Source organism: Saccharothrix mutabilis subsp. mutabilis, assembly GCF_039521145.1.
Classification (GTDB): domain Bacteria; phylum Actinomycetota; class Actinomycetes; order Mycobacteriales; family Pseudonocardiaceae; genus Actinosynnema; species Actinosynnema mutabilis.
This window is the reverse complement of the sequence record NZ_BAAABU010000004.1, coordinates 138,373-164,328: the sequence shown is the minus strand read 5'-3', so window position 1 is coordinate 164,328 and position 25,956 is coordinate 138,373. Positions and strand designations below refer to the sequence as shown.

Here is a 25,956-nt window from a genome sequence, read left to right as displayed (position 1 = left end):
GGAGAGAAGTTGTCCGACCACTGGGTCGCAGTGCTGTCCGGGGGCCTGTCGCACGAGCGGGAGGTGTCCCTGCGATCCGGTCGCAGGCTGTCCGCCGCGCTGCGTTCGGCCGGTCTCGTCGTGGAGGAGTGGGACGCCGACGCCCAGCTCCTCACGCGGTTGCGCGAGCACCGGCCGGACGCCGTCGTGGTGGCGCTGCACGGCGGTGAGGGCGAGAACGGGTCGGTGCAGACCGTCCTGGAGATGCTGGACGTGCCGTTCGTCGGCACGGACTCCCGCGCGTGCCGACGCGCGTGGGACAAGCCGACCGCGAAGGCCGAACTCGCCCGCGCGGGCCTGGCGACGCCGGAGTGGGCCGTGCTGCCGCACGCGACGTTCCGCGAGCTGGGCGCGCAGCCGGTGCTGGACGCGATGGTCGAGAAGCTCGGCCTGCCGCTGATGCTCAAGCCCGACCAGGGCGGCTCGGCGCTGGGCGCCCAGGTGGTGCGCGAGGCGGCGGAACTGCCCGCGGCGATGGTGGGCTGCCTGGCGTACGGGGACACCGTGCTCGCGGAGCGGTACGTGGAGGGCGTCGAGGTGGCCGTGGCGGTCGTGGACGGCCCGGATGGTCCCCGCGCCCTGCCGCCGGTCGAGATCGTGCCGGAGAACGGCGTCTACGACTACACCGCGCGGTACACGGCCGGCCTGACCGACTTCCACGCCCCCGCTCGGTTGGACGACAAGGCGGCCCTGGCGGTCGGCGAGTTGGCCGTGGCGGCGCACCGCCTGTTGGGTCTGCGGGACGTGTCGCGGACGGACGCGATCGTGGCGCCGGACGGGACCGTGTACTTCCTTGAGGTGAACGTGTCGCCGGGTCTGACCGAGACGTCCCTGCTGCCGATGGCGGTGGAGGCGGCCGGCCAGTCGCTGGGCGAGATCTACGCGGGCCTGGTGGAGCGCGCGGTCAACCGCTGAACCGACCCCACAACGTGGTGACGGCCCGTATCCATTCGGATGCGGGCCGTCATCGTCACCGTGACATAAGTGCCGTGGGTGATCACACGTCCGTCGAACGTGTCCGATTTGTCGCTTCCGGCGCCATGAGCGTGATGATGCGTTCGAGGTCGTCCACCGAGCCGAACTCGACCACGATCCGGCCCTTCCGCTGACCGAGTTCGACCTTCACGCGGGTGTCGAAGTTGTCCGACAGCCGCTCCGCCAGCTCCTGGAGACCCGGCGCCTGGATCGGCTTGCGCCGGGCCTGCTTCGCCTTGGCGGGCTCCGCCGACTTCGCGAGCGTCACCGCCTCCTCGGTCGCGCGGACCGACATGCCCTCGGCCACGATCCGGGTCGCCAACTCCTCCTGCGCGCCCGGGTCGTCCAGGCCGAGCAGCGCCCGCGCGTGACCGGCGGACAGCACGCCCGCCGCCACCCGCCGCTGCACGGGGAGGGGGAGCTTGAGCAAGCGGATCGTGTTGGTGACGACCGGTCGGCTGCGGCCGATGCGGTCGGCCAGTTCCTCGTGGGTGACGCCGAACTCCTGGAGCAACTGCTGGTACGCCGCCGCCTCTTCCAACGGGTTGAGCTGGACGCGGTGGATGTTCTCCAGGAGCGCGTCGCGCAGCATCACGTCGTCGGCGGTCTGCCGCACGATCGCCGGGATCGTCTTGAGCCCCGCCAGCTGGGTCGCGCGCCACCGGCGCTCGCCCATCACCAGCTCGTAGGAGTCCGGGCCGATCGACCGCACGACGATCGGCTGCATCAGCCCGAACTCGCGGATCGAGTGCTCCAGCTCGCGCAGCGCGTCCTCGTCGAAGACCTGGCGCGGCTGCTTCGGGTTGGTGCGGATCGAGGTGACCGGCAGCTCCTGGTACACCGCGCCCGCCACCTCACCCGACGCCGACGGGGCGGGGGAGGGCGCAGGGGTGGCGCCGTTCGGGACGGCCCGGATCGGTGTCGGCGCACCCACCGGGGGTCCGCTCGGGATCAGGGCCGCGAGCCCGCGGCCGAGTCCACCCTTGCGCTGCTCCGTCATGCCGACTCCATCTCCGCGCCGCGCTCGGCGATCTCCCTCGCTGCGTCCAGGTAGCTCATCGCGCCCCGTGAGCCGGGATCGTAGGTGAGCACCGTCTGACCGAATCCTGGTGCCTCGGAGACCTTCACGCTGCGTGGGATCACCGTCTTGAGGACCGTGTCGCCGAAGTGGCCGCGCACCTCGCTGGTCACCTGGTCGGCCAGCTTCGTGCGGCCGTCGTACATGGTGAGCAGGATGGTGGACACGTTGAGCGTCGGGTTCAGGTGCGCCTGGACGAGTTCGATGTTGCGCAGCAGCTGCCCCAGGCCCTCCAGCGCGTAGTACTCGCACTGGATCGGGATCAGGACCTCCTGGGCGGCGACCATCGCGTTGACGGTCAGCAGGCCCAGCGACGGCGGGCAGTCGATGAAGACGTAGTCCGGGCGGATCGGGTCCAGCGCCTCGGGGCTCAGCGCCTCCTTCAGGCGGGACTCGCGGGCCACCATCGAGACCAGTTCGATCTCCGCGCCGGCGAGGTCGATCGTGGCCGGGACGCAGTACAGGTTGGGGGACTGGTTGCTGACCTGAGCGGCCTCGGCGACCGACATCTCGCCGATCAGCACCTCGTACACCGACGGCGTGCCGGAGCGGTGCTCGACGGCCAGGGCGGTGCTCGCGTTGCCCTGCGGGTCGAGGTCGATCACGAGGACCTTGAGGCCGTGGATGGCGAGCCCGGCGGCGAGGTTCACCGTGCTCGTCGTCTTGCCGACGCCGCCCTTCTGGTTCGCGACGGTGAGGACGCGGCGGTGCGTCGGGCGGGGGAGCTGGAGGGAGTCGGGGTGGAGGACGCGCGTGGCGCGTGCCGCCTCTTCCGCGATCGGGGTCCACACGGTGTTGTCTCCTGCGTTGTCGCTCACGGTCGGCTCGGTCGGGGTGGGGCGCAGGACCTCGCCCGAACCCGTCGCGCCCTGTTCTGTTCCACGTGAAACACCGGCCGCTTGGAACACCGGTTGCAGGGGGTCGGGGTACACGGTCACCGATCCTTCCGTGGTCTGGTTGCAGCCTTCACCGGCCGGCGCGCCCCGGCCCGGCGGCTCGCCTCGTCGCGCTCCACCAGCACGACGGTCGTCGGCACTTCGAGGACATCACCGCCGCAGGTGGTCACGAAGGGCCGGACGCCTCCGGCCTTCCGCACCGCCTCGGCGTCACGTTCCAGTTCTTCGGCGGCACTCTCACCCTTGAGCGCCACCAGCCGCCCACCGGGCCGCAGCAGCGGCAGGCACCACCGGGCGAGGCGTTCCAGCGGCGCGACCGCGCGGGCGGTCACGGCGTCGCTGCCGGCCAGTCGCTCCCGCACCGGCCCCTCCTCGGCTCGCCCGCGCACCACCTCGACGTCCAGGCCGAGCGCCGCCACGACCTCGGTCAGCCACGCCACCCGTCGAGCCATCGGTTCGAGGAGGGTGAGGTCGAGGTCCGGTCGCGCGATCGCCAGGGGGATGCCCGGCAGGCCCGCGCCCGAGCCTACGTCCACGACGCGGCTGCCGGCCGGGAACAGCTCCGCCACGACGGCCGAGTTGAGCACGTGGCGCTCCCAGAGCCGGTCCACCTCGCGCGGCCCGATGAGGCCGCGCTCGACGCCCTGCTCCGTGAGCATCTCCGTGAAGGCGACCGCCTTGGGGTAGTGGTCACCGAAGACCCGCTTCGCGCGGTCTTCCAACTCTCCGGCCATGTCTCCGTCGTTTCACGTGAAACCACACGGCGGGTGTCGAGCCGGGTGGGTGGATGGGAGGCGTCCACGGGGGCGTCACGCGCCCCGCAAATGTGCCGACGACCACTATGACGGATCACCCCGGCGACACGCCAAATCGAGGTGACCAGAACGACCGTGTTTCACGTGAAACGAGCGATTCGGCCGTCCTCGGGGCGGTTCCGAAACATCGCGAGCCCGACGTCGACCGACTCGACGTGGTCGAGTTCGGGGACCTCGGCGAGCGGGAACCACCCCGCCTGGTCAGTCGAGCCACCCACTTCGAAGGTCAGCTCGCCACCCACGACCTCCGCCTCGTAGAGGATCCGGATGCGGTGGTAGTCCACGTCCACGCCGTCCCGGTTGAGCGGCCCGTGGACGTTCTGGATGCCGAGCAGGCGGCGCACCTCCGCCTTGTACCCGGTCTCCTCGAACACCTCGCGGATGACGGCGTCGTACGGATCCTCACCGTGGTCCACTCCGCCGCCGGGCAGGATCCACATCGGTCGCTCCGGCCCCAGCCACCGCGACAGGAGGATCTGGTCGTCCCGGACGATGACGGCGTACGCGGCGACGCGGAGCTTCCGGATGATCTCAGTCATGCGGGGACCGTTTCACGTGAAACACGAAGAGGGGAAGAGCTTCAGATGTACACCATTCGCCCCGGCCGCCTCAGCACGTCCGGCCACCCCGAGGGCGTCGCGGAGGTCGAGCGCTGGACCGCCGCCGGCGTCGACATCGTCGTGTGCGCGCTGACCGACCGGGAGATCGCCGAACTGGACCTGGCGGACGCGCCCGACGCGGCCCGCGACCACCGGCACCTCCCCATCCCGGACTTCGGCGTACCGACCGACCTCGACCACCAACTCCACCGCCTGGCCGAGGACATCCGGGAGGGCCGCCACGTCCTGGTCCACTGCTGGGGCGGCATCGGCCGCTCGTCGTTGTTGGCGGCAGCGCTCCTCGTCCTGGACGGCGCGTCCCCGGCGGCGGCGTGGCAGGCGATCGCGGAGGCACGCGGCCGGGACGTTCCGGAGACCGCCGACCAACGCGCGTGGCTCGACACCTTCGCGGCGCGGCACTTCTGGGACGCGCAGGCGGAGGCGTTCGACGACGAACCCGATCACGGGCTGCGCGACCCGGACACGCGCCGGGCGTGGGCCGACCTCCTCCTGCCGCTCGTCCCCGAGCGGTCGTCGGTGGTCGACCTCGGCTGCGGCACGGGGAGCCTGAGCGTGCTGCTGGCGGAGGCGGGGCACGACGTGCGGGGGTTGGACCTGTCCGCCCGCATGGTCGAGCGGGCGCGGGCCAAGGGGAGCGGGGTGGTCTTCGAGCAGGGGGACGCCGCGCACCCGCCCTACCCCGACGGCTCGGCGGACGTGGTGCTCGCTCGGCACGTGCTGTGGGCGCTGCCCGATCCCGACGCGGCGCTCGCGCGGTGGGTGCGGCTGCTCAAGCCGGGCGGGCGGCTGCTGCTCGTGGAGGGACGCTGGCACACCGGCGCGGGGCTCACCGCCGCCGAGACCGAGGCGCTCGTCCGGCGGCACCGGAGCCGGGTGGACGTCCGACCGCTGACCGACCCGGTGTTGTGGGGCGGCCCGATCGACGACGAGCGGTACCTCGTGACGGCATAGAAAACGGCCCTCGGTTTCACGTGAAACCGAGGGCCGCTCCCAGAACCGCTCAGGGCTTGGGCAGCACCACGACTCGGCGCTGCGGCTCCTCGCCCTCGCTCTCGCTGTGCACGCCCGCCACCGCGGCGACGGCGTCGTGCACGACCTTCCGCTCGAACGGCGTCATCGGGTGCAGCCGGACCTTCTCGCCCGACGCCGCCACCTTCTCCGCCGTCGTGCGACCCAGCTCGGCCAGCTCGGCCCGCCGGTTCGCCCGCCAGCCCGCGATGTCCAGCATGAGCCGGCTGCGGACGCCGGTTTCCTGCTGCACGGCGAGCCGGGTCAGCTCCTGCAGTGACTCCAGCACGGTGCCGCGGGGGCCGACCAGCTTCTCCAGGTCGTCACCGCCGTCGATGCTGACGATCGCCCGACCGGCCTCGACGTCGAGGTCGATGTCACCGTCGTAGTCGAGCAGGTCGAGCAGCCTCTCCAGGTAGTCCCCCGCGATGTCGCCCTCTTGGACGAGCAGGTCCTCCGAACTCCCCGACCGCGCCGGCGGGGCCTCGTCGGCCTCCGGCGCCGCGTCCACGTCGGTCGCCTGCAACGTCTCCGACACGATGTCTCCTCTCCAGGGTCAACGACGCTTCTTGTTGCCCTGCTTCTTGCCCGGGGATCGGTCTGGGCTCAGACCGGGGATCTCGGTGGCCGGCTTGCCGTTGCCGGCCTGCTCGTCCGACGGCGGCGTGTCCTGCGCGGCGGGCTTCTTCGCGGCCGTCGCTCCGGGCTTGGCGCCCGGCTTCGGCTTCGCACCGGGCCGCGGCGCGAGCGCCTGGCGCTTCTCCACGACCGCTTCCTTCTTCGCGGCTTCCTCGCGGTCGATGCGGTGGTACACGACGTACTGCTGGCCGAGCGTCCACATGTTGTTGCTCAGCCAGTAGAGCAGGATCGCGATGGGGAAGAAGAGACCACCGACGAGCACGCCCAGCGGGAAGATGTAGAGCGTCAGCTTGTTCATGATCGCCGTCTGCGGGTTCTCCGCGGCGGCCTGCGTCTGGCGGGCCACCGAGTGCCGCGCGGTGAAGTGCGTGGCGATCGACGCGACGATCATCAGCGGGATCGCGACGTAGAGCACGGACGTCCGCTCGGTCGCGAACTGCTCCAGCTCGTTGGCCGGCATCGTGATGAAGGTCGAGAGGTTGACGCCGAACAGCTTGGCGTTGACGAACGACTCGACGCCCTGCGCGTCGAAGAAGTACACCTCGCCCCAGCCGGGCTTGAACGAGCGCAGCACGTGGAACAGGCCGATGAACACCGGGATCTGCACCAGCATCGGCAGGCAGCCGCCGAGCGGGTTCACGCCGTGCTCGGCCTGGAGCTTCTGCATCTCCTGGGCCTGGCGCTGCTTGTCGTTCGGGTACTTCTTCTTGATCTTCTGGATCTCGGGTGCGAACTCCTGCATCTTCCGCATCGAGCGCACCTGGCCGACGAACGGCTTGAACAGCAGTGCGCGCAGCGTGAAGACCAGGAACACCACGGCCAGCGCCCACGCGAACCCGCTCGACTCGCCGAAGACGTGTCCGAACACCCAGTGCCAACACCACAGGATGAAGGACACCGGGTAGTAGATGAAGTTGAGCACTTGCTACTCCTCGGCAGAAACGTCGGGGACCGTGGTTCGCCTCGGCGGAACGGGGTCCAGGCCACCAGGGTGCCAGGGTCCGCAGCGCAGCAGCCGGCGCAGGGCCAGCCAGGAGCCGCGCAACGGACCGTGGACGGTCAGCGCCTCCACCGCGTACGTGCTGCAACTCGGGTGGAAACGGCAGGTCGGGGGCAACGCGGGGGAGATGAACCGCCGGTAGAAGTGGATCGGCAGCAACAGCGCCCGCGTCACGGGGCTCACTCGGGTCCCGGTCATCGCAGCAACCTGCGCAGCGCCGCGTCGAAGTCGGCGGCCAGGTCGGCGCTGCTCGCCGTCGCCGCCGGGGCCAGCGCCCGCACGACCAGCGACGAGCCGGGGGGCAGGCCGGGCAACCGGTCCCGCACCACGTGGCGGAGCCGGCGGCTCACCCGGTGCCGGACCACGGAGTTGCCCACGGCCTTGCTCACGACGAAGCCCACCTTGGACTGCACGTCCGAGGTGGGCTGCGCCGACGTTCGTCCGGTCGCGACGTGGTCCGCCGCGACCGGGGTGCCTGCTGGAACACCCGCCGGGGTCGGCACGAGGGCGTGCACGACCAGCCGGGGCCGGCCGGCCCGGCGGCCTCGGCGGACCACCAGGCCGAAGTCCTGGCTGCGGGTCAGCCGGTTGGCCGCGGGAAGCACGGCGCTGCGGCGATCAGGCGGAGAGCTGCTTGCGGCCCTTGCTGCGGCGCGCGGCCAGGATGGCGCGACCGGCACGGGTGCGCATACGCAGCCGGAAGCCGTGCGTCTTCGCGCGGCGGCGGTTGTTGGGCTGGAAAGTGCGCTTACCCTTGCTCACGGTCGGACTCCCGATGCTTAACGTCTGTGGTGGTCCCCGGCCGTTCATAGGGCGCGCGAAGAGCACGCCTCGCAATCGGAGACCGGTCCAGGGTACGCGGCCCCGGGGGCGGGACCCAAATCGGGGTCCGGAGCAGGCAGGGCCGGCGATCACCGAGGGCGCGGCGGACGCTCCCACCCGGCACGTAAAACGCTTGCGACGACCGACGTCTTGTGGCAGAGCCCGCTCCTTGTTAGCGTGCTGCCTTCGCGGGTAGCCGTGGCCGACGCAGCGTCGCACGGACCGCACCGGTGTCGGGAAAGCAACGGGGGGAACCGCTGCACTCCGACGCGCGTTCGTGCACAGTTGTGGATAACTCTGTGGATGCCTCTATTCTCCGTGTCCACGTCGTGGCGGTCCCCGGGGGCTGACCGCGGGGGAGTCACACCGAGGGGAGGGGAGCGCGGAGGTGTCCGACCACCAGGCCGATCTGGGTCTCGTGTGGGAACAGGTCGTGCAGGAACTGGCTGCCAGCACGCTCTCACCGCAGCAACGCGCCTGGATGCGCGTGACCCGTCCCATCGGCCTGCTCGACGGCACCGCGCTGCTGGCCGCGCCGTCCGAGTTCGCCAAGGAAGCCATCGAGCGGGCGCTGCGCGACCCGATCACCGCCGCCCTGTCCCGCCGCCTCGGCCGGGCCGTGTCGCTGGCGGTGAAGGTCGACTCGCCGGAGCCGGTCAACGGCCCGCCGACCACGCCCATCCCCGTGCCCGTTCCCCCGAACGGGGTACCCACCAACGGGGTGGTACCGCCGGACCTCCCGCCGGTCCCCGGGGGCGGGCTCGTCGTCGGCGAGGAGGCCGAGACCGACGAAGAGGTGGACGAGGAGGGCGACGCCCTCGCCACGGTCACCGAGATCTGGCCGACGTTCGGCGGCGGTGGCGGCGCGCCGAGCGGGATGCCGTTCACGCGGCCCGCGAACCCGGCGTCCTCGCAGACCCGGCTGAACGAGAAGTACAACTTCGACACCTTCGTGATCGGCGCGTCGAACCGCTTCGCCCACGCGGCGGCGGTCGCGGTCGCCGAGGCGCCGGCGCGCGCGTACAACCCGCTGTTCATCTGGGGCGAGTCGGGTCTGGGCAAGACCCACCTGCTGCACGCCGTGGGCCACTACGCGCAGCGGCTGTTCCCCGGGATGCGGGTGCGGTACGTGTCCACGGAGGAGTTCACCAACGACTTCATCAACTCCCTGCGCGACGACCGCAAGGTCGCCTTCCAGCGCCGCTACCGGGACATCGACGTGCTCCTGGTGGACGACATCCAGTTCCTGGAGGGCAAGGAAGGCACGCAGGAGGAGTTCTTCCACACGTTCAACACGCTGCACAACTCGAACAAGCAGATCGTGGTGTCCTCCGACCGGCCGCCCAAGCGGCTGGAGACCCTGGAGGACCGGCTGCGCACGCGGTTCGAGTGGGGCCTGATCACCGACATCCAGCCGCCCGAGCTGGAGACCCGGATCGCGATCCTGCGCAAGAAGGCGGCCCAGGACCGACTCGCGGCGCCCGCCGAGGTGCTGGAGTTCATCGCGGCCCGGATCGAGCGGAACATCCGCGAGCTGGAGGGCGCCCTGATCCGGGTGACGGCGTTCGCGTCGCTCAACCGGCAGCCGGTGGACGTGCAGCTGGCCGAGATAGTGCTGCGCGACCTCATCCCGGACTCGCACGCGCCGGAGATCACCGCACCGACGATCATGGCGGTGACGGCGGAGTTCTTCGGCGTCACGATCGACGACCTGTGCGGCCCCGGCAAGACGAAGGTGCTGGCGCAGGCGCGGCAGATCTCCATGTACCTGTGCCGCGAGCTGACCGACCTGTCGCTGCCGAAGATCGGCCAGACGTTCGGCGGTCGCGACCACACCACGGTCATGCACGCGGACAAGAAGATCCGCAAGGAGATGGCCGAGCGGCGACGGGTGTACGAGCAGGTGCAGGAGCTGACCTCCCGCATCAAGCAGCGGGCCCGCCACACCCCCTGATCCGCACACCCCCAGTACCGGCAGCAGGGCCTCGTCCACGATCGCGGCCAGTTCGTCGGCGGTCGGCGGCCGGCCGAGGTCGATCGACAGCTTGAACACCAGCGCCTCGCCGATCTGCGTCGTGATCGGCGTGAGCCCAGCGGTCCAGATGGTGGCGGTCCGGGCGGAGGGGCCGTGGTGACCGCAATCGCGGCGTGTGGGCGGCGGTCGTTGAGCTGCTACCTCGCGCAGTTCGTGGTGTTCGTCGCGGTGTTCGTGCCGTACGCCGGCGGGCTCGGGGGACGACCTTGGGGACGGCGGCGGCCTCCGGTCGCGGTCGTGACGTGGGCCGGCACGGTCGCGTTCGCCGAGGCGTTGCGGCGGGCGGGCCGGGCCGGACCCGCCGAGTCGCTGCTGCGCCGGCTGACCGGACGCCCCTCCTGAACCACGCCGAACCGGCACCCGCCCCACGGCGCGCGCCGGTTCGGAACCGGGGCATCCCCGGGGCGGGGTCCGTCCAAGTGAGGGCGGGTCCGGTCCGAGGGGCGGGCGGTGTGTCCGACGGCGGGTCCGCGTCCGGGGCTCGGGGCGCGTCCCCGGGGCGGGGCGGTCCGAGGGGCGGGGATGCGTCCCCGGGGCGGGCCCGCACCCGGGGCGGAGCGCGGGACGGGGGCGCGCCCCCGGGGGCGGGAGGCGCGTCCCCGGGTGTGGCGGGAGCGCCGCGGCGGCCGCGCCCGGGGGCGGCCGAGGCGTCGTCGCGGGGCGGCCGCGGGGTCGCGGAACGGGTCCCGGAGGTGCCCGCGACCGCCACCAGGGCCGCTCGACCCCGGGTGCGGGCGGGTGAACCGGCGGAAAAAGTTGTCCACAAAGCCCAGGGAACTCAACGATCGGGGGAGATCCAGGCCACGATCACCCTGTGCAGCACCCGGGGAGAACTCGACCCACACCCGGGGATGCACCCGGGGACAACTCGGCCGATCTGTGGACCGAACGGACCACCGCCGTAGTTCTCCCCGGGGGCGGCGATCTGTCCCCGGGTGACGACCCGTGTTCATCCACACCTCCAACCGGGCGACGAACTGCGGGAACAGACGTTGTCCACACTGTCCACAGCCCTTACTGCTGTTGCTGTTGTCTTCCCTTGAAGAGATGAACAAAGAAAAAACAGCCGGCGTGGACACCCGGGGACAGGGCTCGCACCCGGGGCGACACCCGGGGCCGCCCCGAGGTGACGAAGTCCCCGAGGAAGCTCTACGGTGGAGCCTCCGCGCCGAGGGTCGGAGCTCTCCGGCGAGGGACGCGGCTCCCCGAACCCCCACCGCAACGCATGCTGCTGTGGGTCATGCCGACTTGAGGAACTTGAGAAAGGACGCCTCATGAAGATCCGCGTCGAGCGCGACGGCCTGGCCGACGCCGTCGCCTGGGTCGCGCGCAGCCTGCCGTCCCGGCCGCCGGTCCCGGTGCTCGGCGGCGTGCTGCTCGATGCCGGGGCCGAGGACGGGTCGGGCGACGCGCTCACCGTCTCCGGGTTCGACTACGAGGTCTCCGCCCAGTGCGGCGTCCCGGCGACCATCGCGGACGGCGGCAAGGCGCTGGTCAGCGGCCGGCTGCTGGCCGACATCACCAAGGCGCTGCCCAACCACCCCGTCGAGATCGCGGTGGACGGCTCGCGCATGACGATCAGCTGCGGCAGCGCCCGGTTCAGCCTGCCGACCATGCCGGTCGAGGACTACCCGCAGCTGCCGTCCATGCCGCAGCTCGTCGGCGAACTGCCGGGCGAGGTGTTCGGCGAGGCGGTCAACCAGGTCGCCGTCGCGGCGGGCAAGGACGACACCCTGCCGATGCTGACCGGCGTGCGGCTGGAGATCGGCGAGGGCAAGCTGACCCTCGTGGCCACCGACCGGTTCCGGCTCGCGATGCGCGAGTTCGAGTGGGCGCCCAACGCGGAGCTCGGCGAGGTCGCCGTGCTCGTGCCGGCCAAGACGCTCAACGACTCCGCCAAGACGCTCGGGGCGTCCGGCGCGAAGGTCGAGCTGTCGCTCGCGGCCAACGACGGGCTGCTGGGCCTGTCCGGCACCGGCCGCCGCACGACCACCCGCCTGCTCGACGCCGACTTCCCCAAGTACCGCCAGCTGCTGCCGACCGAGCACTCGGCCGCCGCGGTCATCGAGGTGGACACGCTGGTGCAGGCGATCAAGCGCGTGTCGCTGGTCGCCGAGCGCGGCACCCAGGTGCGCCTGGAGTTCGTCGACTCGGTGCTGCGCCTGTCGGCCGGCGGCGACGACGAGGGCAGCGCGGAGGAGGAGCTGCCGGTCGAGTACACCGGCGAGGCGGTGACCATCGCGTTCAACCCGACCTACCTCCTGGAGGGCCTGCAGGCGGTGCGGACGCCGCGCGCCCACTTGTCCTTCACCACACCGAGCCGCCCGGCACTGCTCAAGCCGGTGGACGAGGATGGGAACGTGGCGCCGGGCTACCTCTACCTGCTCATGCCCGTGCGCCTGCCCGGCTGATCAAGAACTTCCAGGGGAGAGGAACCACCGTGCAGCTCGGACTCGTCGGCCTCGGCAAGATGGGGTTCAACATGCGCGAGCGGATTCGCCGCGCGGGCCACGAGGTGGTGGGCTACGACCGGAACCCGGACGTGACCGACGCCGACTCGCTGGCCGACATGGTGGCGAAGCTGGAGTCGCCGCGCGTCGTGTGGGTGATGGTGCCCGCCGGTGACATCACCCGGCAGACGATCGCCGACCTCGGCGAGCTGCTGTCCGAGGGCGACCTCGTGATCGAGGGCGGCAACTCGCGGTTCACCGACGACGTGGAGAACGCCGAGGCGTTGGGCGCCAAGGGCATCGGCTACCTGGACTGCGGCGTGTCCGGTGGCGTGTGGGGCCTGGAGAACGGCTACGGCCTGATGGTCGGCGGCGCGCCCGAGCACGTCGAGCGCGCCATGCCGATCTTCGACGCGCTGCGCCCGGAGGGTCCGCGCGAGGAGGGCTTCGCGCACGCCGGCCGGGTGGGCGCGGGCCACTTCGCGAAGATGGTGCACAACGGCATCGAGTACGGCCTGATGCAGGCCTACGCCGAGGGCTTCGAGCTGCTGGAGGCCTCGAAGGTCGTCGAGGACGTGCCGGCCACGATCAAGGCGTGGCAGCGCGGCACCGTCGTCCGGTCCTGGCTGCTTGACCTGCTGGTCCGCGCGCTGGAGTCGGACCCGGAGCTGGACGACCTGCGCGGTCACGTCGAGGACTCCGGCGAGGGCCGGTGGACGGTCGAGGAGGCGATCAACCACGCGGTGCCCGCGCCGGTGATCTCCGCCGCGCTGTTCGCCCGGTTCGCCTCGCGCCAGGACGACTCGCCGGCGATGCGGGCCGTGGCGGCGCTGCGCAACCAGTTCGGCGGGCACGCGGTCGTGTCGGCCGGTCCGTCGTCGGGCACCGGAACCACGCAGAGCTGAGTTGTACGTCAGACACCTCCAGGTGACCGACTTCCGGTCCTGGGAGCAGGCGGACCTGGCGTTCGAGCCGGGGGTGAGCGTCCTCGTCGGGCGCAACGGCCAGGGCAAGACGAACCTGGTCGAGGCGCTCGGCTACGTGGCGACCCTCGGCTCGCACCGGGTGGCGACGGACGCGCCGCTGATCCGGCACGGCGCGCCGCGCGCGGTGGTGCGGGCGGCCGTGGTCAACGAGGGCCGCGAGCTGCTGGTCGAGCTGGAGATCACGGCGGGCAAGGCGAACCGGGCGCGGATCAACCGCGGCCCGGTGCCGCGCCCGCGCGACGTGTTGGGCATCCTGCGGACGGTGCTGTTCGCGCCGGAGGACCTCGCGCTGGTGCGCGGCGACCCCGGCGAGCGGCGGCGGTTCCTCGACGAGCTGCTCACCACCCGGTCGCCGCGGTACGCCGGGGTGCGGTCGGACTACGAACGCGTCCTCAAGCAGCGCGGCGCGTTGTTGAAGAGCGTGAAGGCGACGCGGTCGGCGGACATCTCGACGCTGGACGTGTGGGACGGGCACCTGGCGCGGCACGGCGCGGAGCTGCTGGCGGGCCGGCTGGACCTGGTGGCCGACATCGCGCCCCACGTGGCGCAGGCGTACGCCGAGGTCGCCGGGGGTGGGCTGGGGGACGAGCGACAGTCGAGGCCCGCTCGGATCGCGTACCGGTCGAGCCTGGGCGATGCTTTCCCGGGAACGCATGATCGGGACGCGTTGGAGGAGTCGTTGCTGGCGGAGCTGCGCCGGGTGCGGTCGCAGGAGGTCGAGCGGGGCGTGTGCCTGGTCGGCCCGCACCGCGACGACCTGGACCTGGCGCTGGGCGACCTGCCCGCCAAGGGCTACGCCAGTCACGGAGAGTCGTGGTCGTTCGCGCTCGCGCTGCGGCTCGGCGGGTACGAGCTGCTGCGCGCCGAGGGCGCCGAGCCGGTGCTCGTCCTGGACGACGTGTTCGCCGAACTCGACCGCGGCCGGCGGCGGCAGCTCGCGAAGGTGGCGGCCGGCGCGGAGCAGGTGCTGATCACCGCGGCGGTCGCGGAGGACGTGCCGGAGGAGTTGGACGGCGCCCGGTTCGAGGTCGGCCACGGGGAGGTGCGCCGTGCCTGACGCGCTGCCCCAAAAGGGTGTGATCGGCAGCACATCTGGGGACAACCCTGTGGATGGTGTGGATAACTCCGGCACAGACAGGGACTTGTCCACACCTGAAGTCACACCAGAGGGTGGTTTGCGCGGCTCGGACCTGGCTCGCGCGGCCCTCGACGCGGCCCGCGCGTCGGCGAAGGAGCGCGGCGCGCGCGTCCGGAAGGGCGGTCGCGGCGGTGCCGGCGCGCGTCGCCGGCGGCGCTCGTGGTCCGGTCCCGGGCCCGACGACCGCGACCCCCAGCCGCTGGGCCGGATCGCCTCCCGGATCGCCGCCGACCGCGGCTGGACCGAGCGCCTCGCCGGCGGCCAGGTCTTCGCGCGGTGGGGCAAGCTGGTCGGCGAGGACGTGGCCGAGCACGCGCGGCCGGTCGCGTTCAGTGACGGCGAGCTGACCGTCCAGGCCGACTCGACGGCGTGGGCCACGCAGCTGCGGCTGCTCCAGCGCGAGCTGCTGAAGAAGATCGCGGCGGGCGTCGGCAACGGCGTGGTCCTGCGGTTGAAGGTGCAGGGACCGGCGGCGCCGAGTTGGCGCTACGGCCCGCTGCACGTTCCCGGGCGTGGACCACGTGACACCTACGGGTGAGCCACGCGAGGGGCTCAGCGGCGATCCTGTGGCGCGATGAGCGCTCACCAGCCGTTTCGCACCCCGTCAACGGCCGTCCGGACCCATCCGCGTTCACTTCGGCCCGTCTGTGAGCGAACCAGGGGTGTCCTTGATGGGTTTCTGCGCACCTCGCCCGGTAGAATCGAGGGGTAGCGTGACTCCAGCGTCACACCTTCCGTGGCGAGTCGCCCCGTAGTCCGAGGAGACACCAGGCCCGTGGCAGCCAAGAAGAATGAGTACAGCGCGTCCTCGATCACCGTCCTGGAGGGCCTGGAGGCGGTCCGCAAGCGGCCCGGCATGTACATCGGGTCCACCGGCGAGCGCGGTCTGCACCACCTGATCCAGGAGGTGGTGGACAACTCGGTCGACGAGGCGATGGCCGGTTACGCGACCAAGGTCGAGGTGACCCTGCTGGCCGACGGCGGCGTCCGGGTCGTGGACGACGGCCGCGGCATCCCGGTCGACATCCACCCGGTGGAGAAGCGGCCGACCCTGGAAGTCGTCATGACCGTCCTGCACGCGGGCGGCAAGTTCGACAGCGACTCCTACGCGGTGTCCGGCGGTCTGCACGGCGTCGGCATCTCCGTGGTCAACGCGCTGTCGACGGCGGTCGACGTCGAGGTCAAGCGCGACGGTTTCACGTGGAACCAGCGCTTCGAGGCCAGCAAGCCCGCGCACGAGCTGCGCAAGGGCGCGCCGACCGACGAGACCGGCACCACCACCACGTTCTGGGCGGACCCGGAGATCTTCGAGACCACCGAGTACAACCTGGAGACCATCTCGCGGCGGCTCCAGGAGATGGCGTTCCTCAACAAGGGCCTCACCATCGTCCTGCGCGACGAGCGCGTGCGCGCCGAGGACGAGGAGGCCGACGCCGAGGGCCACGTCGCGCGCGTGCGCGAGCGCACGTTCCACTACCCCGGCGGCCTGGAGGACTTCGTCCGCCACATCAACCACACCCGCGAGGCCGTGCACCAGAAGGTCATCGCGTTCGAGGCCAAGAGCGACGAGCTTGAGGTCGAGGTGGCGATGCAGTGGAACACCGGCTACACGCCGTCGGTCTACACCTTCGCCAACACGATCAACACGCACGAGGGCGGCACCCACGAGGAGGGCTTCCGCGCCGCGCTGACCCGCGTGGTCAACGAGTACGCGCGCGACAAGAAGCTGCTCAAGGAGAAGGACAGCAACCTCACCGGCGACGACATCCGCGAGGGCCTGGCCGCGATCATCTCGGTCAAGCTCAAGGAGCCCCAGTTCGAGGGCCAGACCAAGACCAAGCTGGGCAACAGCGAGGCCAAGTCGTTCGTGCAGAAGTCGACCAACGAGCACCTGGCCGACTGGTTCGAGCGCCACCCGAACGAGGCCAAGACGATCGTCACCAAGGCGGTGTCGTCGGCGCAGGCCCGCATCGCCGCCCGCAAGGCCCGCGAGCTGGTCCGCCGCAAGGGCGCGCTGGACATCGGCGGCCTGCCCGGCAAGCTCAAGGACTGCCGCTCCACCAACCCGGAGGAGTGCGAGATCTACATCGTGGAGGGCGACTCCGCGGGCGGCTCGGCCAAGGAGGGCCGGGACTCGATGTTCCAGGCGATCCTGCCGATCCGGGGCAAGATCATCAACGTGGAGAAGGCGCGCATCGACCGCGTGCTGAAGAACAACGAGGTCCAGTCGCTGATCACCGCGCTGGGCACCGGCATCCACGAGGACTTCGACCTCGCGAAGCTGCGCTACCACAAGATCGTGCTGATGGCCGACGCCGACGTCGACGGCCAGCACATCCGCACGCTGCTGCTCACGCTGCTGTTCCGCTTCATGCGCCCCCTGATCGAGCACGGCCACGTGTACCTCGCCCAGCCGCCGCTGTACAAGATCAAGTGGCAGCGCGCCGAGCCGGAGTACGCCTACTCCGACAAGGAGCGCGACGGCCTGATCGAGCGCGGCCTGGCCGCGGGCAAGAAGATCGGCAAGGACGACAACATCCAGCGCTACAAGGGCCTCGGCGAGATGAACGCCGAGGAGCTGTGGGAGACGACGATGGACCCGGCCAACCGGGTGCTGCTCCAGGTCACGATGGACGACGCGGCCACGGCCGACGAGCTGTTCAGCGTGCTCATGGGCGAGGACGTCGAGGCGCGGCGCAGCTTCATCACGCGCAACGCCAAGGACGTCCGCTTCCTGGACGTGTGAGCCCCTCCACCACCCCGTAGGCCGGAAGTCGAAGAGGAAGAAGGACCGTGACCGAGACGACCCTGCCCCCGGAGGGCGACCGCACCGAGCCGGTCGACATCCAGCAGGAGATGCAGCGCTCCTACATCGACTACGCGATGAGCGTGATCGTGGGCCGCGCGCTCCCGGACGTGCGCGACGGCCTCAAGCCGGTGCACATCCGGGTGCTGTACTCCATGTTCGACTCGGGGTTCCGCCCGGACCGCAGCTACAACAAGTGCGCCCGCGTCGTCGGCGACGTCATGGGCAACTACCACCCGCACGGCGACTCGGCGATCTACGACGCGCTGGTCCGCCTCGCCCAGCCGTGGGCGATGCGCTACCCGCTGATCGACGGCCAGGGCAACTTCGGCTCCCAGGGCAACGACCCGGCCGCCGCCATGCGGTACACGGAGTGCCGGCTCACGCCGCTGGCCATGCAGATGCTCGCGGACATCGAGGAAGACACCGTCGACTTCCGCGACAACTACGACGGCCGCATCCAGGAGCCGACGGTCCTCCCGTCGCGCATCCCGAACCTGCTGATCAACGGCTCGGCGGGCATCGCGGTCGGCATGGCCACCAACATCCCGCCGCACAACCTCCGCGAGGTCGCGGACGGCGTGGTGTGGGCGCTGGACAACCCCGAGGCCTCCGACGAGGAGACCCTGGAGGCCATGATCGAGCGGATCAAGGGCCCGGACTTCCCGACCTACGGCCAGATCCTCGGCACCTCCGGCATCCAGGACGCCTACCGCACCGGCCGCGGCTCGGTGAAGATGCGCGCCGTCGTCGAGATCGACGAGGACGCCAAGGGCCGCACCATCCTGGTCGTCACCGAGCTGCCCTACCAGGTCAACCCGGACAACCTGGTGGAGAACATCGCCGCCCTGGTCCGCGACCAGAAGCTCACCGGCATCGCGAACATCGCCGACGAGTCCAACAAGCGCTCGGGCATGCGGATCGTGGTCACGCTCAAGCGGGACGCGGTCGCCAAGGTCGTGCTGAACAACCTCTACAAGCACACCCAGCTGCAGTACTCGTTCGGCGTGAACATGCTGGCCCTGGTCGACGGCGTGCCGCGCACGCTGCGCCTGGACCAGATGATCCGGCACTACGTGAAGCACCAGATCGAGGTCATCGTCCGGCGCACCCGGTTCCGGCTGCGCAAGGCCGAGGAGCGGGCCCACATCCTGCGCGGCCTGGTCAAGGCGCTCGACCAGCTCGACGCCGTGATCGCCCTGATCCGCCGGTCGGAGACGCCCGAGGTGGCGCGCACCGGCCTGATGGAGCTGCTCGACGTCGACGAGATCCAGGCCAACGCGATCCTGGAGATGCAGCTGCGCCGCCTGGCGGCCCTGGAGCGGCAGAAGATCATCGACCAGCTGGCCGAGATCGAGATCGAGATCGCCGACCTCAAGGACATCCTCGACAAGCCGGAGCGGCAGCGCGCCATCGTGCGCGAAGAGCTGATGGCGATCGTGGAGAAGCACGGCGACGACCGGCGCACCAAGATCGTGCCGTTCGACGGCGACGTGTCGATGGAAGACCTCATCGCGGTCGAGGACGTCGTCGTCACGATCACCCGGACGGGTTACGCGAAGCGCACCAAGACCGACCTGTACCGCTCGCAGAAGCGCGGCGGCAAGGGCGTGCAGGGCGCGCAGCTCAAGCAGGACGACATCGTGGCGCACTTCTTCGTGTGCTCCACCCACGACTGGATCCTGTTCTTCACCAACAAGGGCCGGGTGTACCGGGCCAAGGCGTACGAGCTGCCCGAGGCCAACCGCAACGCGCGCGGCCAGCACGTGGCCAACCTCCTCGCGTTCCAGCCGGACGAGGAGATCGCCCAGGTCATCGAGATCAAGAACTACGAGGTCGCGCCGTACCTGGTGCTGGCCACCCGCAAGGGCCTGGTGAAGAAGTCGAAGCTGTCCGACTTCGACTCCAACCGATCGGGTGGTCTCATCGGCATCAACCTGCGCGAGGACGACGAGCTGGTCGGCGCCGTGCTCTGCTCGGCCGACGACGACCTGCTGCTGGTGTCCAGGGACGGCCAGTCCATCCGGTTCCACGCCAACGACGAGGCGCTGCGCCCGATGGGCCGCGCGACCTCCGGCGTCCAGGGCATGCGGTTCAACACCGGGGACGAGCTGCTGTCCATGGGTGTCGTCCAAGAGGGTTTGTTTGTTTTGGTGGCCACCGACGGTGGGTACGCCAAGCGCACGCCGATCGAGGACTACCCGGTGCAGGGTCGCGGTGGGAAGGGTGTGCTGACCATCCAGCACGACCGGCGCCGTGGGAGGCTTGTCGGCGCGCTCATCGTCGACGTCGACGACGAGCTGTACGCGATCACGTCGGCGGGCGGTGTGATCCGCACCAGCGCCGCGGAGGTGCGCAAAGCGGGCAGGCAGACGAAGGGCGTCCGGTTGATGAACCTCGGCGAAGGGACCACTCTCATCGCGGTGGCACGCAACGCCGACGAGGCCGGAGACGTCACCACTGGTGACGGCGCCGAGACCGACCAGGCGGAGCCTGCCAACTAGCGCGGACGAGAGGTTGAGGACTGCTCGTGAGCTCACCCGAGAAGCCAGAGGACAAGACCGCGGTGATCACCCGGCCCGGTGCCGAGAAGACACCGGGCGACGAGCCGACGGTGCAGACGTCGTCTGGCCAGGGCTCGTCGGGTGGTGACGCGCCGGCGCCCGCCGAGCAGGAGGCGCCGGCCACACCCCCGCCGTGGGCGCGGGTGACCAGTGACGCGCAGTACGCCGAGGCCAAGCAGGTCGGTCCCGGCGACCCGCCGCCCGAGCAGCCCGCCGAGGAGGGCGCGCAGCCGGCGTACCCGGCGCAGGACCCGGACACCGTCGCCGTGGCGCGACCGGTGATCACGGGCACCGCCGCGCCGCAGGGCGCCGCGCGCACCTCGGTGAACCTGGGCGCGGCCAACGGCCGTCCGGCCGCGTCGGCGACGTCCGCGCGCCGGCCCGGCCGGGGCCCGCGCCGGGCGAGCCTCCAGGTCAAGCGGGTCGACCCGTGGTCGGTGCTCAAGCTCGCCCTGGTGCTCAGCGTGGCGCTGTTCTTCGTGTGGCTGGTCGCGGTCGGCGTGCTCTACGGCGTGCTGAACGGCATGGGCGTGTGGGACAAGATCAACAACACGGCCAACGACCTGCTCCAGGGCAACGAGGCGTCCGGTGACCCGTTGATCAGCGCCGGCCGCGTGTTCGGCGTCGCGGCGATCGTCGGCGCGGTCAACATCGTGCTGTTCACGGCGCTGGCGACGGTCGGCGCGTTCGTCTACAACGTGTCGGCGGACCTCGCGGGCGGGCTGGAAGTGACCCTGTCCGAGCGCGAGTGACACCGGCGATTTGGGGCGGCGACGGGCGATCGTGTACTGTTGCCGTCGTTGCCCCGAGGGCCTATAGCTCAGGCGGTTAGAGCGCTTCACTGATAATGAAGAGGTCGGAGGTTCAAGTCCTCCTAGGCCCACCGGAAGTTTCACAGGATTGCAGAGGGGAACTGCTGTGAAGAAGATCATCGCACTTGTCGCCGTCGCCGGTGCGGTTCTGTTCTTCGTCAAGCGCAGCCGCTCGGCCAAGGCCGACGCTGACCTGTGGCGCGAGGCCACCGCCCCCACCGACTGATCCCGCGAGGGCGGTGCTGCCGCCCCTCGTGAGGGGGACGTAGCTCAATTGGCAGAGCACCGCCTTTGCAAGGCGGGGGTTAGGGGTTCGATTCCCCTCGTCTCCACGTTTGAAGGCTCGCGAACGCTCGCGGGCCTTTTGGCGTTTCCGCGGTCGGGGGGAGCGTTGTGGGCATCGTCACGTGCGGGATCACGGTCTCGGTGGACGGGTTCGTCGCCGGGCCGGACCAGAGCGTCGAGGACCCGCTGGGCGTCGACGGCGAGCTGCTGCACCGCTGGATGTTCGAGCAGCCCGACCTGCACCGGGCGGAGCTGGCCGCGATCACCGGCGCGGGCGCGTTCGTGATGGGCCGCAACATGTTCGGCCCCGTGCGCGGCGAGTGGGCGGGCGACTGGCGCGGCTGGTGGGGCGACGACCCGCCGTACCACGCGCCGGTGTTCGTGCTGACCCACCACCCGCGCGAGCCGGTCGAGATGCTCGGCGGCACGACGTTCCACTTCGTCACCGACGGCGTCGAGGCGGCCGTGGCCCGGGCCCGCGAGGCGGCCGGCGACCGGGACGTCGCGATCGCGGGCGGCGCTTCGGTGGTCGACCAGTGCCTCGCGGCCGGGTTGGTGGACGAGCTGTGGCTGCACGTCGCGCCCATCACGCTCGGCGCGGGCGCGCGGCTGTTCGACGGGGTCGGCCGGCTCGACCTGGAGCCCGTGGAGAGCCGGGGCACCGACCTGGTCACGCACACCAGGTACCGCGTGCGCCGGTGAGGTGGGGCGCCCCGGAGGACGCCCCACCCCGTGCCCCTAAACGTGCGCGGGCCTCGTCGAACCGGTCTCCTTCCGCGAGGTGATCACCCGGTCGAGCGCCCACGCGCCCGGCCCGGTGAACACCAGCAGCAGGAACACCCACGAGTACACGGCGGCCAGCTCGCCGTGGTTCTCGATCGGCAGCAGCCCCTTGGGCTGGTGCACCACGAAGTACGCGTAGGCCATCGCGCCCGACGAGACGAGCGCGGCGACCCGCGTCCCCAGGCCGAGCACGATCAGCGCGCCGCCGACGAGTTCGATGACGCCGGCGGGGCCGGACGGCCAGGACGTGATGGACACCGCGCCCTTCGAGCCGAGCACCCCGAACAGCTTCTGTGCCCCGTGGCACACGAACAACACTCCGACGACGATCCTGAACAGCGCCAACGCGTGATCTCGGCCGCGGTCCAACACGTTCATAACGAGTCAGTCCTCACATTGCAGGGGCGGCCTGGCAGGGTGGTTCAAAGCTAGCGCTGGACACGGTGCGTGCCTAGGTGGTCACGCTGTCGATCACCTGTCGGTCGTTCGACCGGATCGCCCGTCTGGTTGACTCTCGGCCCTATGAACCGAGTGCTGCGAACCGCCCTGCCCAGCCTGCTCGCCCTCGGCGCCCTGGCCGCGTGCACCGCCGAGCCCGCGCCGGTGGCGACCAGCGCCCCGTCGGCCGCCGGGACCGCGGCGACCACGACCGCGCCCGCCGGACCGCCGCCGGAGCCGGAGCCCACCGCCGACGGCCAGTGCCCGTACCTGGAGTCGTCGTACGTGGCGGAGGCCAACGGCCAGCTCGTCCGGAAGGTTCGGCTTTCCGCCGACCGGCCGGACCCGGCGTGCTTCTTCTACGCGAACGCCACCGACGTGCAGCTGTCCGTGTGGGTGTTCCACGGGGACCCGGCGACGGCGAAGGCCGTGGTCGACCGGGCCGCGCCGGTGGACAAGTCCAGCCCGGCGAGCGCGCCGGACGGCTGGAAGGGCGGGTCGCTCGTCCTGCCCGAGGGCGCGGTCTACGCGGTGGCGAAGGACGGCGACGCGGTCGTCGTGACCAGCAACCAGAAGCAGAGCATCAAGGCGAAGCGGGTCGCCGAGACCGTCGTGGCCAACCTCGGCCTCTAGACGTGCTTCGCGCCCGCTCACACCGGGTGAGCGGGCGCGACGTGCCGGGGGTCAGCTCCGGTCGGAGACGCGGCCGTTGCGGGTCGCGTGCTCCTCGGAGTCCGACGGCGTCGTGGTGGGCGGCGTCGTGTCCTGGGCAGCCGAACTCCGCGGAGTCGGCTCGACGGCCTCCTCCTCTTCCAGGTGGACCTCCTGCGGCCGGCGGGTCAGGGCCACGTACCCGGCGACGACGCCGGCCACGAGGATGCCCAGCACCCACGGCCACCTTCGGGGCGCGGGCCGCTGCGCCCTGGCCATCTCCTTGCGGGCCTGCTTGGCCGCCTTGCGCACGTCCTTGGCGCGCACCTTGGCCTCCTTGCGGGCCCGCTCGGCGGCCTTGGCCAGGTCCTTGCGGACGCCCTTGGCCTTCTTCGCGAGCTGCTTGCGGGTCTTGCGGGTCGACTTCTCGACCTCTTCCGCCTTCTCCACCAGCAGTCCCGCGCGGTCCGCGACGATGCCGCGGATGTGGTCGGCCGTCACGCCCCGCTCGGCGAGCCGCTCCTCGGCCCGTCCGGCCCAGGTCGCCGCCGTCTCGGCGCCGACGTGACCGGCGCGGACCGCACCGCGGCGCACCGCGCGGATGCCCGTGCCCACGGCCTTGCCAACCGACTCCCCGGCTCGGGTCATGGCAGCTACCTCATCCATTTCTGCTCCACAAGACGTCGGTCAGTCACGGTTTGGCAATACCCATCCTGCCCCTTCCCCAACCACCGCGCGCGGCGGATGGCACGATGGTGTGCGTGGCAGACAGCAACGACTCGCTCGTCGGGACCAAGGTGACGGCGACCCTGCACACCACGCAGGGCGACATCCGCATCAACCTCTTCCCCGACCACGCTCCCAAGACGGTGGCGAACTTCGTCGGTTTGGCGGAGGGGACCAAGGACTACAGCGAGGCCAACGCCCGCGGCGAGAAGAGCGGCCCGTTCTACGACGGCGCGATCTTCCACCGCGTCATCGCGGGCTTCATGCTCCAGGGCGGCGACCCGACCGGCACCGGCCGCGGCGGCCCGGGCTACAAGTTCGCCGACGAGTTCCACCCGGAGCTCCAGTTCAACAAGCCGTACCTGCTGGCGATGGCGAACGCCGGGCCCAACACCAACGGCTCCCAGTTCTTCATCACGGTCGCGCCGACGACCTGGCTGAACTTCAAGCACACCATCTTCGGCGAGGTCGCCGACCAGGAGTCGATCAACGTCGTGAACGCGATCGGCAACGCGCCGACCGGCGCCGGCGACCGCCCGGTCACCGACGTGGTGATCAACAAGGTCTCGATCGAGCGTTCCTGACCCCGCGCGATGAGCGGTCCTGTCGCGCCGGGTGACCCGGTCGGCGCTGTCGCCTGCGTGCGGCACCCCGGCCGGGTCACCGGGTTGCGCTGCAGCCGGTGCGACCGGCCGGCGTGCCCCGAGTGCCTGCGCGACGCGCCGGTGGGCTACCACTGCGTCGACTGCGTGGACGAGGGCCGCCGCACGGTCCGCCGCGCCCGCAACTTCATGGGCACGGAGGGCCGCGGGCGGCTGCTCGCCACCCCGGCGCTGGTCGGGCTCAACCTGCTGGTGTTCGTGGTGCTCGCGGTCCAGGCGGGCAACCCCCTCGACGTCGAGCGGGCCCCGCTGTTCGGCGACTTCGGCCTGTGGCCGTGGGCGGTGGTCGTGGATGGCGAGTGGTGGCGGTTCGTCACCAACGCGTTCACGCACTTCGGGTTCCTGCACCTGGCGCTGAACATGGTGTGGCTGGCCATCCTGGGCTGGCTGCTGGAACCCGCGTTCGGGACGACCCGGTTCCTCGCGGTGTCCGTGCTGTCCATCCTGGGCTGCGGCGCGGCGGTGTACCTGTTCGGCAACCCGGGTTCGATCGGCGCGGGCGCGTCCGGCCTGGTCTACGGGCTGATGGGCGCGGTGCTCGTGGCCATGCGGCCGATGGGCTTCAACCCCGGCGTCGTGCTGCCGGTGTTCGTGCTCAACGTGGTGTCCAGCTTCACCCTGCCGGGTGCTTCGCTCATCGGGCACGCCGGCGGTTTCGTGGCGGGCGCGGCGGTGACCGCCGGGTTGGTGTTCGCGCCCCGGGAGAAGCGCGAGTGGTACCAGGCGGCGGTCGTCGCGGCCGGCTTGGTGCTGTTCGTGGTGATGGTGGCCGTGCGGACGGGGCAGCTGACCTAGGGGCGCAGGGCGTGCAGGACGTCCGCGACCTCGCGCGGGTCGGCGCCCAGGTCGGTCGGGGTGAGCACGTAGAGCTGCTCGTCCTCGCCGCGGTGCCAGTCCAGTTCGAGGGTGGCCACCTCGCGGCCCAGGCGGCGGGTGTGGACGAGCTTCACGTGGACCTCGTGCCACGGCAGGTGGCGGGGACCGGTGAGGGTGCGGACGGTCAGGCCCGTGTCGTCCGCGGTGAGCCGGGGGCGCACGAACGTCCCGTAGGCCGCCAGGGCGAGGACCAGGGCCGTTCCGGTGCCCATGAACAGGCGCGCGGCGGCGTCGGGGCCCAGCACGGTGAGCAGGAGGGCGACCGCGGTCAGGACCCACAGGAGGGCCACGGCGGCGGGTCTGGGGGACCAGGAACGGTGAGGCGTCACGCTGTCGAGTGTTCCGCATGTGGACAACTGAGGGGCTCTACCGGCGCTTGTGCAAATTGGCGCAAAGTTGTCCACAGGAGTTGTCCCCATTGGGGATGACTTACATCTCTGTGCTTCGGTGACCCGCCGGTGAACGGGGTGAACGATCGGCTAACGCGCGACGGCCCGGACGTGTGATCGTCCGGGCCGTCCGCCACGTGGCGTAGCGAGGTGGTCAGCGCCACCGCATGGTCATGAGCAGACCGATGATCATCAGGGCGAACCCGATACCGAAGTTCCAGCTCCCGAGGTCCATCATCACCGGCACCTTGTCGCCCGCGATGTAGTTGACCACCAGCCACGCCAGACCGAGCAGCATCATGCCGAGCATCACGGCGATGTAGACCGGGTGCGACGGTCCCGCCGCCTTGACCTTCACCGGGGTGCGGCGATCGGCCGGTGCCGTGTAGACGGCCTTCTTGCGGACCTTGGACTTGGGCATTCTGTCCTCGCCTGACGGGTGGATGAGCCTCCAGTGGCGCGA

28 protein-coding genes, 2 tRNA genes and 1 pseudogene are annotated in these 25,956 nt (G+C 71.0%); 18 read left to right on the top strand and 13 right to left on the bottom strand.

Annotated elements, in window-relative coordinates; genetic code table 11:
* Positions 1–9: 9 nt before the first annotated feature.
* Positions 10–954, top strand: coding sequence for a D-alanine--D-alanine ligase family protein (locus ABD126_RS11760; protein WP_343933796.1), 945 nt, complete (start codon positions 10–12; stop codon positions 952–954).
* An 82-nt stretch (positions 955–1,036) separates the two neighbouring features.
* Here the strand turns inward: ABD126_RS11760 and ABD126_RS11755 are convergent, their stop codons facing one another.
* The 4 genes from ABD126_RS11755 to ABD126_RS11740 form a co-directional block, all read right to left on the bottom strand.
* Positions 1,037–2,014, bottom strand: coding sequence for a ParB/RepB/Spo0J family partition protein (locus tag ABD126_RS11755; RefSeq protein ID WP_343933795.1), 978 nt, complete (start codon positions 2,012–2,014; stop codon positions 1,037–1,039).
* Complete coding sequence (locus ABD126_RS11750) at positions 2,011–2,910, bottom strand: ParA family protein (RefSeq protein ID WP_343934213.1); 900 nt, start codon at positions 2,908–2,910, stop codon at positions 2,011–2,013. Before ABD126_RS11750 ends, ABD126_RS11755 begins: the two co-directional genes overlap by 4 nt.
* A 116-nt stretch (positions 2,911–3,026) precedes the next feature.
* Positions 3,027–3,722, bottom strand: a complete 696-nt coding sequence (gene rsmG / locus ABD126_RS11745; RefSeq protein WP_343933794.1) for a 16S rRNA (guanine(527)-N(7))-methyltransferase RsmG — start codon at positions 3,720–3,722, stop codon at positions 3,027–3,029.
* 161 nt (positions 3,723–3,883) lie between these two features.
* Entirely contained in the window at positions 3,884–4,342 is a 459-nt protein-coding gene (locus ABD126_RS11740) for an NUDIX hydrolase (RefSeq protein ID WP_343933793.1), read from the bottom strand.
* Positions 4,343–4,387: 45 nt separating this feature from the next.
* Between ABD126_RS11740 and ABD126_RS11735 the strand changes: the two genes are divergently transcribed.
* Positions 4,388–5,374, top strand: a complete 987-nt coding sequence (locus ABD126_RS11735; protein WP_343933792.1) for a methyltransferase domain-containing protein — start codon at positions 4,388–4,390, stop codon at positions 5,372–5,374.
* Positions 5,375–5,423: 49 nt separating this feature from the next.
* Here the strand turns inward: ABD126_RS11735 and ABD126_RS11730 are convergent, their stop codons facing one another.
* The 5 genes from ABD126_RS11730 to rpmH are packed head-to-tail and all read right to left on the bottom strand — an operon-like array spanning position 5,424 to position 7,832.
* A complete protein-coding gene (locus ABD126_RS11730) occupies positions 5,424–5,969 on the bottom strand; it encodes a Jag family protein (protein ID WP_309110013.1) in 546 nt (181 codons plus the stop codon).
* An 18-nt stretch (positions 5,970–5,987) separates the two neighbouring features.
* Positions 5,988–6,992, bottom strand: a complete 1,005-nt coding sequence (yidC, locus tag ABD126_RS11725) for a membrane protein insertase YidC (protein WP_343933791.1) — start codon at positions 6,990–6,992, stop codon at positions 5,988–5,990.
* A 3-nt stretch (positions 6,993–6,995) separates the two neighbouring features.
* Entirely contained in the window at positions 6,996–7,268 is a 273-nt protein-coding gene (yidD, locus tag ABD126_RS11720) for a membrane protein insertion efficiency factor YidD (RefSeq protein WP_309110015.1), read from the bottom strand.
* A complete protein-coding gene (gene rnpA / locus ABD126_RS11715; protein WP_343933790.1) occupies positions 7,265–7,675 on the bottom strand; it encodes a ribonuclease P protein component in 411 nt (136 codons plus the stop codon). Before rnpA ends, yidD begins: the two co-directional genes overlap by 4 nt.
* Before the next feature lie 13 nt (positions 7,676–7,688).
* The gene (gene rpmH / locus ABD126_RS11710) at positions 7,689–7,832 is read right to left on the bottom strand and encodes a 50S ribosomal protein L34 (RefSeq protein WP_033428178.1); all 144 of its coding nucleotides are present in this window, start codon (positions 7,830–7,832) and stop codon (positions 7,689–7,691) included.
* A gap of 448 nt (positions 7,833–8,280) precedes the next feature.
* On the opposite strand from rpmH, the gene dnaA reads away from it, so the two are divergent.
* From dnaA to ABD126_RS11645, 13 genes and pseudogenes are all read left to right on the top strand, one after another.
* Positions 8,281–9,846, top strand: coding sequence for a chromosomal replication initiator protein DnaA (dnaA, locus tag ABD126_RS11705; RefSeq protein WP_343933789.1), 1,566 nt, complete (start codon positions 8,281–8,283; stop codon positions 9,844–9,846).
* A gap of 174 nt (positions 9,847–10,020) precedes the next feature.
* A complete protein-coding gene (locus ABD126_RS11700) occupies positions 10,021–10,269 on the top strand; it encodes a DUF418 domain-containing protein (protein WP_343933788.1) in 249 nt (82 codons plus the stop codon).
* Between the two features lie 932 nt (positions 10,270–11,201).
* On the top strand, positions 11,202–12,338 hold the full coding sequence (dnaN, locus tag ABD126_RS11695) for a DNA polymerase III subunit beta (RefSeq protein WP_343933787.1): 1,137 nt from the start codon (positions 11,202–11,204) through the stop codon (positions 12,336–12,338).
* A gap of 29 nt (positions 12,339–12,367) precedes the next feature.
* Positions 12,368–13,282 carry a phosphogluconate dehydrogenase (NAD(+)-dependent, decarboxylating) gene (gnd, locus tag ABD126_RS11690; RefSeq protein WP_343933786.1) on the top strand — a complete coding sequence of 305 codons (915 nt, stop codon included), beginning with the start codon at positions 12,368–12,370 and terminating at the stop codon, positions 13,280–13,282.
* A 1-nt stretch (position 13,283) separates the two neighbouring features.
* The gene (gene recF / locus ABD126_RS11685) at positions 13,284–14,420 is read left to right on the top strand and encodes a DNA replication/repair protein RecF (protein ID WP_343933785.1); all 1,137 of its coding nucleotides are present in this window, start codon (positions 13,284–13,286) and stop codon (positions 14,418–14,420) included.
* A 118-nt stretch (positions 14,421–14,538) separates the two neighbouring features.
* Positions 14,539–15,039, top strand: coding sequence for a DciA family protein (locus ABD126_RS11680; RefSeq protein WP_343933784.1), 501 nt, complete (start codon positions 14,539–14,541; stop codon positions 15,037–15,039).
* Between the two features lie 237 nt (positions 15,040–15,276).
* The gene (gene gyrB, locus ABD126_RS11675; protein ID WP_343933783.1) at positions 15,277–17,247 is read left to right on the top strand and encodes a DNA topoisomerase (ATP-hydrolyzing) subunit B; all 1,971 of its coding nucleotides are present in this window, start codon (positions 15,277–15,279) and stop codon (positions 17,245–17,247) included.
* Between the two features lie 47 nt (positions 17,248–17,294).
* Complete coding sequence (gyrA, locus tag ABD126_RS11670) at positions 17,295–19,811, top strand: DNA gyrase subunit A (RefSeq protein WP_343933782.1); 2,517 nt, start codon at positions 17,295–17,297, stop codon at positions 19,809–19,811.
* A 26-nt stretch (positions 19,812–19,837) separates the two neighbouring features.
* Positions 19,838–20,623 (top strand): DUF3566 domain-containing protein, encoded by a 786-nt coding sequence (locus tag ABD126_RS11665; protein WP_343933781.1) that lies wholly within the window; start codon positions 19,838–19,840, stop codon positions 20,621–20,623.
* 57 nt (positions 20,624–20,680) lie between these two features.
* A tRNA-Ile gene (locus ABD126_RS11660) sits at positions 20,681–20,754 on the top strand.
* A 35-nt stretch (positions 20,755–20,789) separates the two neighbouring features.
* A pseudogene (locus ABD126_RS11655) lies at positions 20,790–20,906 on the top strand (DLW-39 family protein); the annotation flags it as partial.
* A gap of 36 nt (positions 20,907–20,942) precedes the next feature.
* A tRNA-Ala gene (locus tag ABD126_RS11650) sits at positions 20,943–21,015 on the top strand.
* Positions 21,016–21,076: 61 nt separating this feature from the next.
* The gene (locus tag ABD126_RS11645; RefSeq protein WP_343933780.1) at positions 21,077–21,670 is read left to right on the top strand and encodes a dihydrofolate reductase family protein; all 594 of its coding nucleotides are present in this window, start codon (positions 21,077–21,079) and stop codon (positions 21,668–21,670) included.
* Between the two features lie 36 nt (positions 21,671–21,706).
* Here the strand turns inward: ABD126_RS11645 and ABD126_RS11640 are convergent, their stop codons facing one another.
* Entirely contained in the window at positions 21,707–22,129 is a 423-nt protein-coding gene (locus ABD126_RS11640) for a DoxX family protein (protein WP_343933779.1), read from the bottom strand.
* 144 nt (positions 22,130–22,273) lie between these two features.
* On the opposite strand from ABD126_RS11640, the gene ABD126_RS11635 reads away from it, so the two are divergent.
* The gene (locus ABD126_RS11635) at positions 22,274–22,822 is read left to right on the top strand and encodes a DUF2020 domain-containing protein (protein WP_343933778.1); all 549 of its coding nucleotides are present in this window, start codon (positions 22,274–22,276) and stop codon (positions 22,820–22,822) included.
* 51 nt (positions 22,823–22,873) lie between these two features.
* On the opposite strand, the gene ABD126_RS11630 is transcribed toward ABD126_RS11635, so the two are convergent.
* On the bottom strand, positions 22,874–23,506 hold the full coding sequence (locus tag ABD126_RS11630) for a hypothetical protein (protein ID WP_343933777.1): 633 nt from the start codon (positions 23,504–23,506) through the stop codon (positions 22,874–22,876).
* A 95-nt stretch (positions 23,507–23,601) separates the two neighbouring features.
* Here ABD126_RS11630 and ABD126_RS11625 point away from each other — a divergent pair, with 95 nt between their 5' ends.
* Both ABD126_RS11625 and ABD126_RS11620 read left to right on the top strand, forming a co-directional pair.
* Complete coding sequence (locus ABD126_RS11625; protein WP_380567184.1) at positions 23,602–24,150, top strand: peptidylprolyl isomerase; 549 nt, start codon at positions 23,602–23,604, stop codon at positions 24,148–24,150.
* Between the two features lie 9 nt (positions 24,151–24,159).
* Positions 24,160–25,023: a rhomboid family intramembrane serine protease gene (locus tag ABD126_RS11620; protein ID WP_343933775.1), complete on the top strand. Its 864-nt coding sequence runs from the start codon at positions 24,160–24,162 to the stop codon at positions 25,021–25,023.
* Here the strand turns inward: ABD126_RS11620 and ABD126_RS11615 are convergent.
* Together ABD126_RS11615 and crgA are read right to left on the bottom strand one after the other, a co-directional pair.
* Complete coding sequence (locus tag ABD126_RS11615) at positions 25,020–25,394, bottom strand: PH domain-containing protein (RefSeq protein WP_343933774.1); 375 nt, start codon at positions 25,392–25,394, stop codon at positions 25,020–25,022. The genes ABD126_RS11620 and ABD126_RS11615 overlap by 4 nt on opposite strands.
* A gap of 253 nt (positions 25,395–25,647) precedes the next feature.
* Entirely contained in the window at positions 25,648–25,914 is a 267-nt protein-coding gene (gene crgA, locus ABD126_RS11610) for a cell division protein CrgA (protein WP_121223886.1), read from the bottom strand.
* Positions 25,915–25,956: the final 42 nt, after the last annotated feature.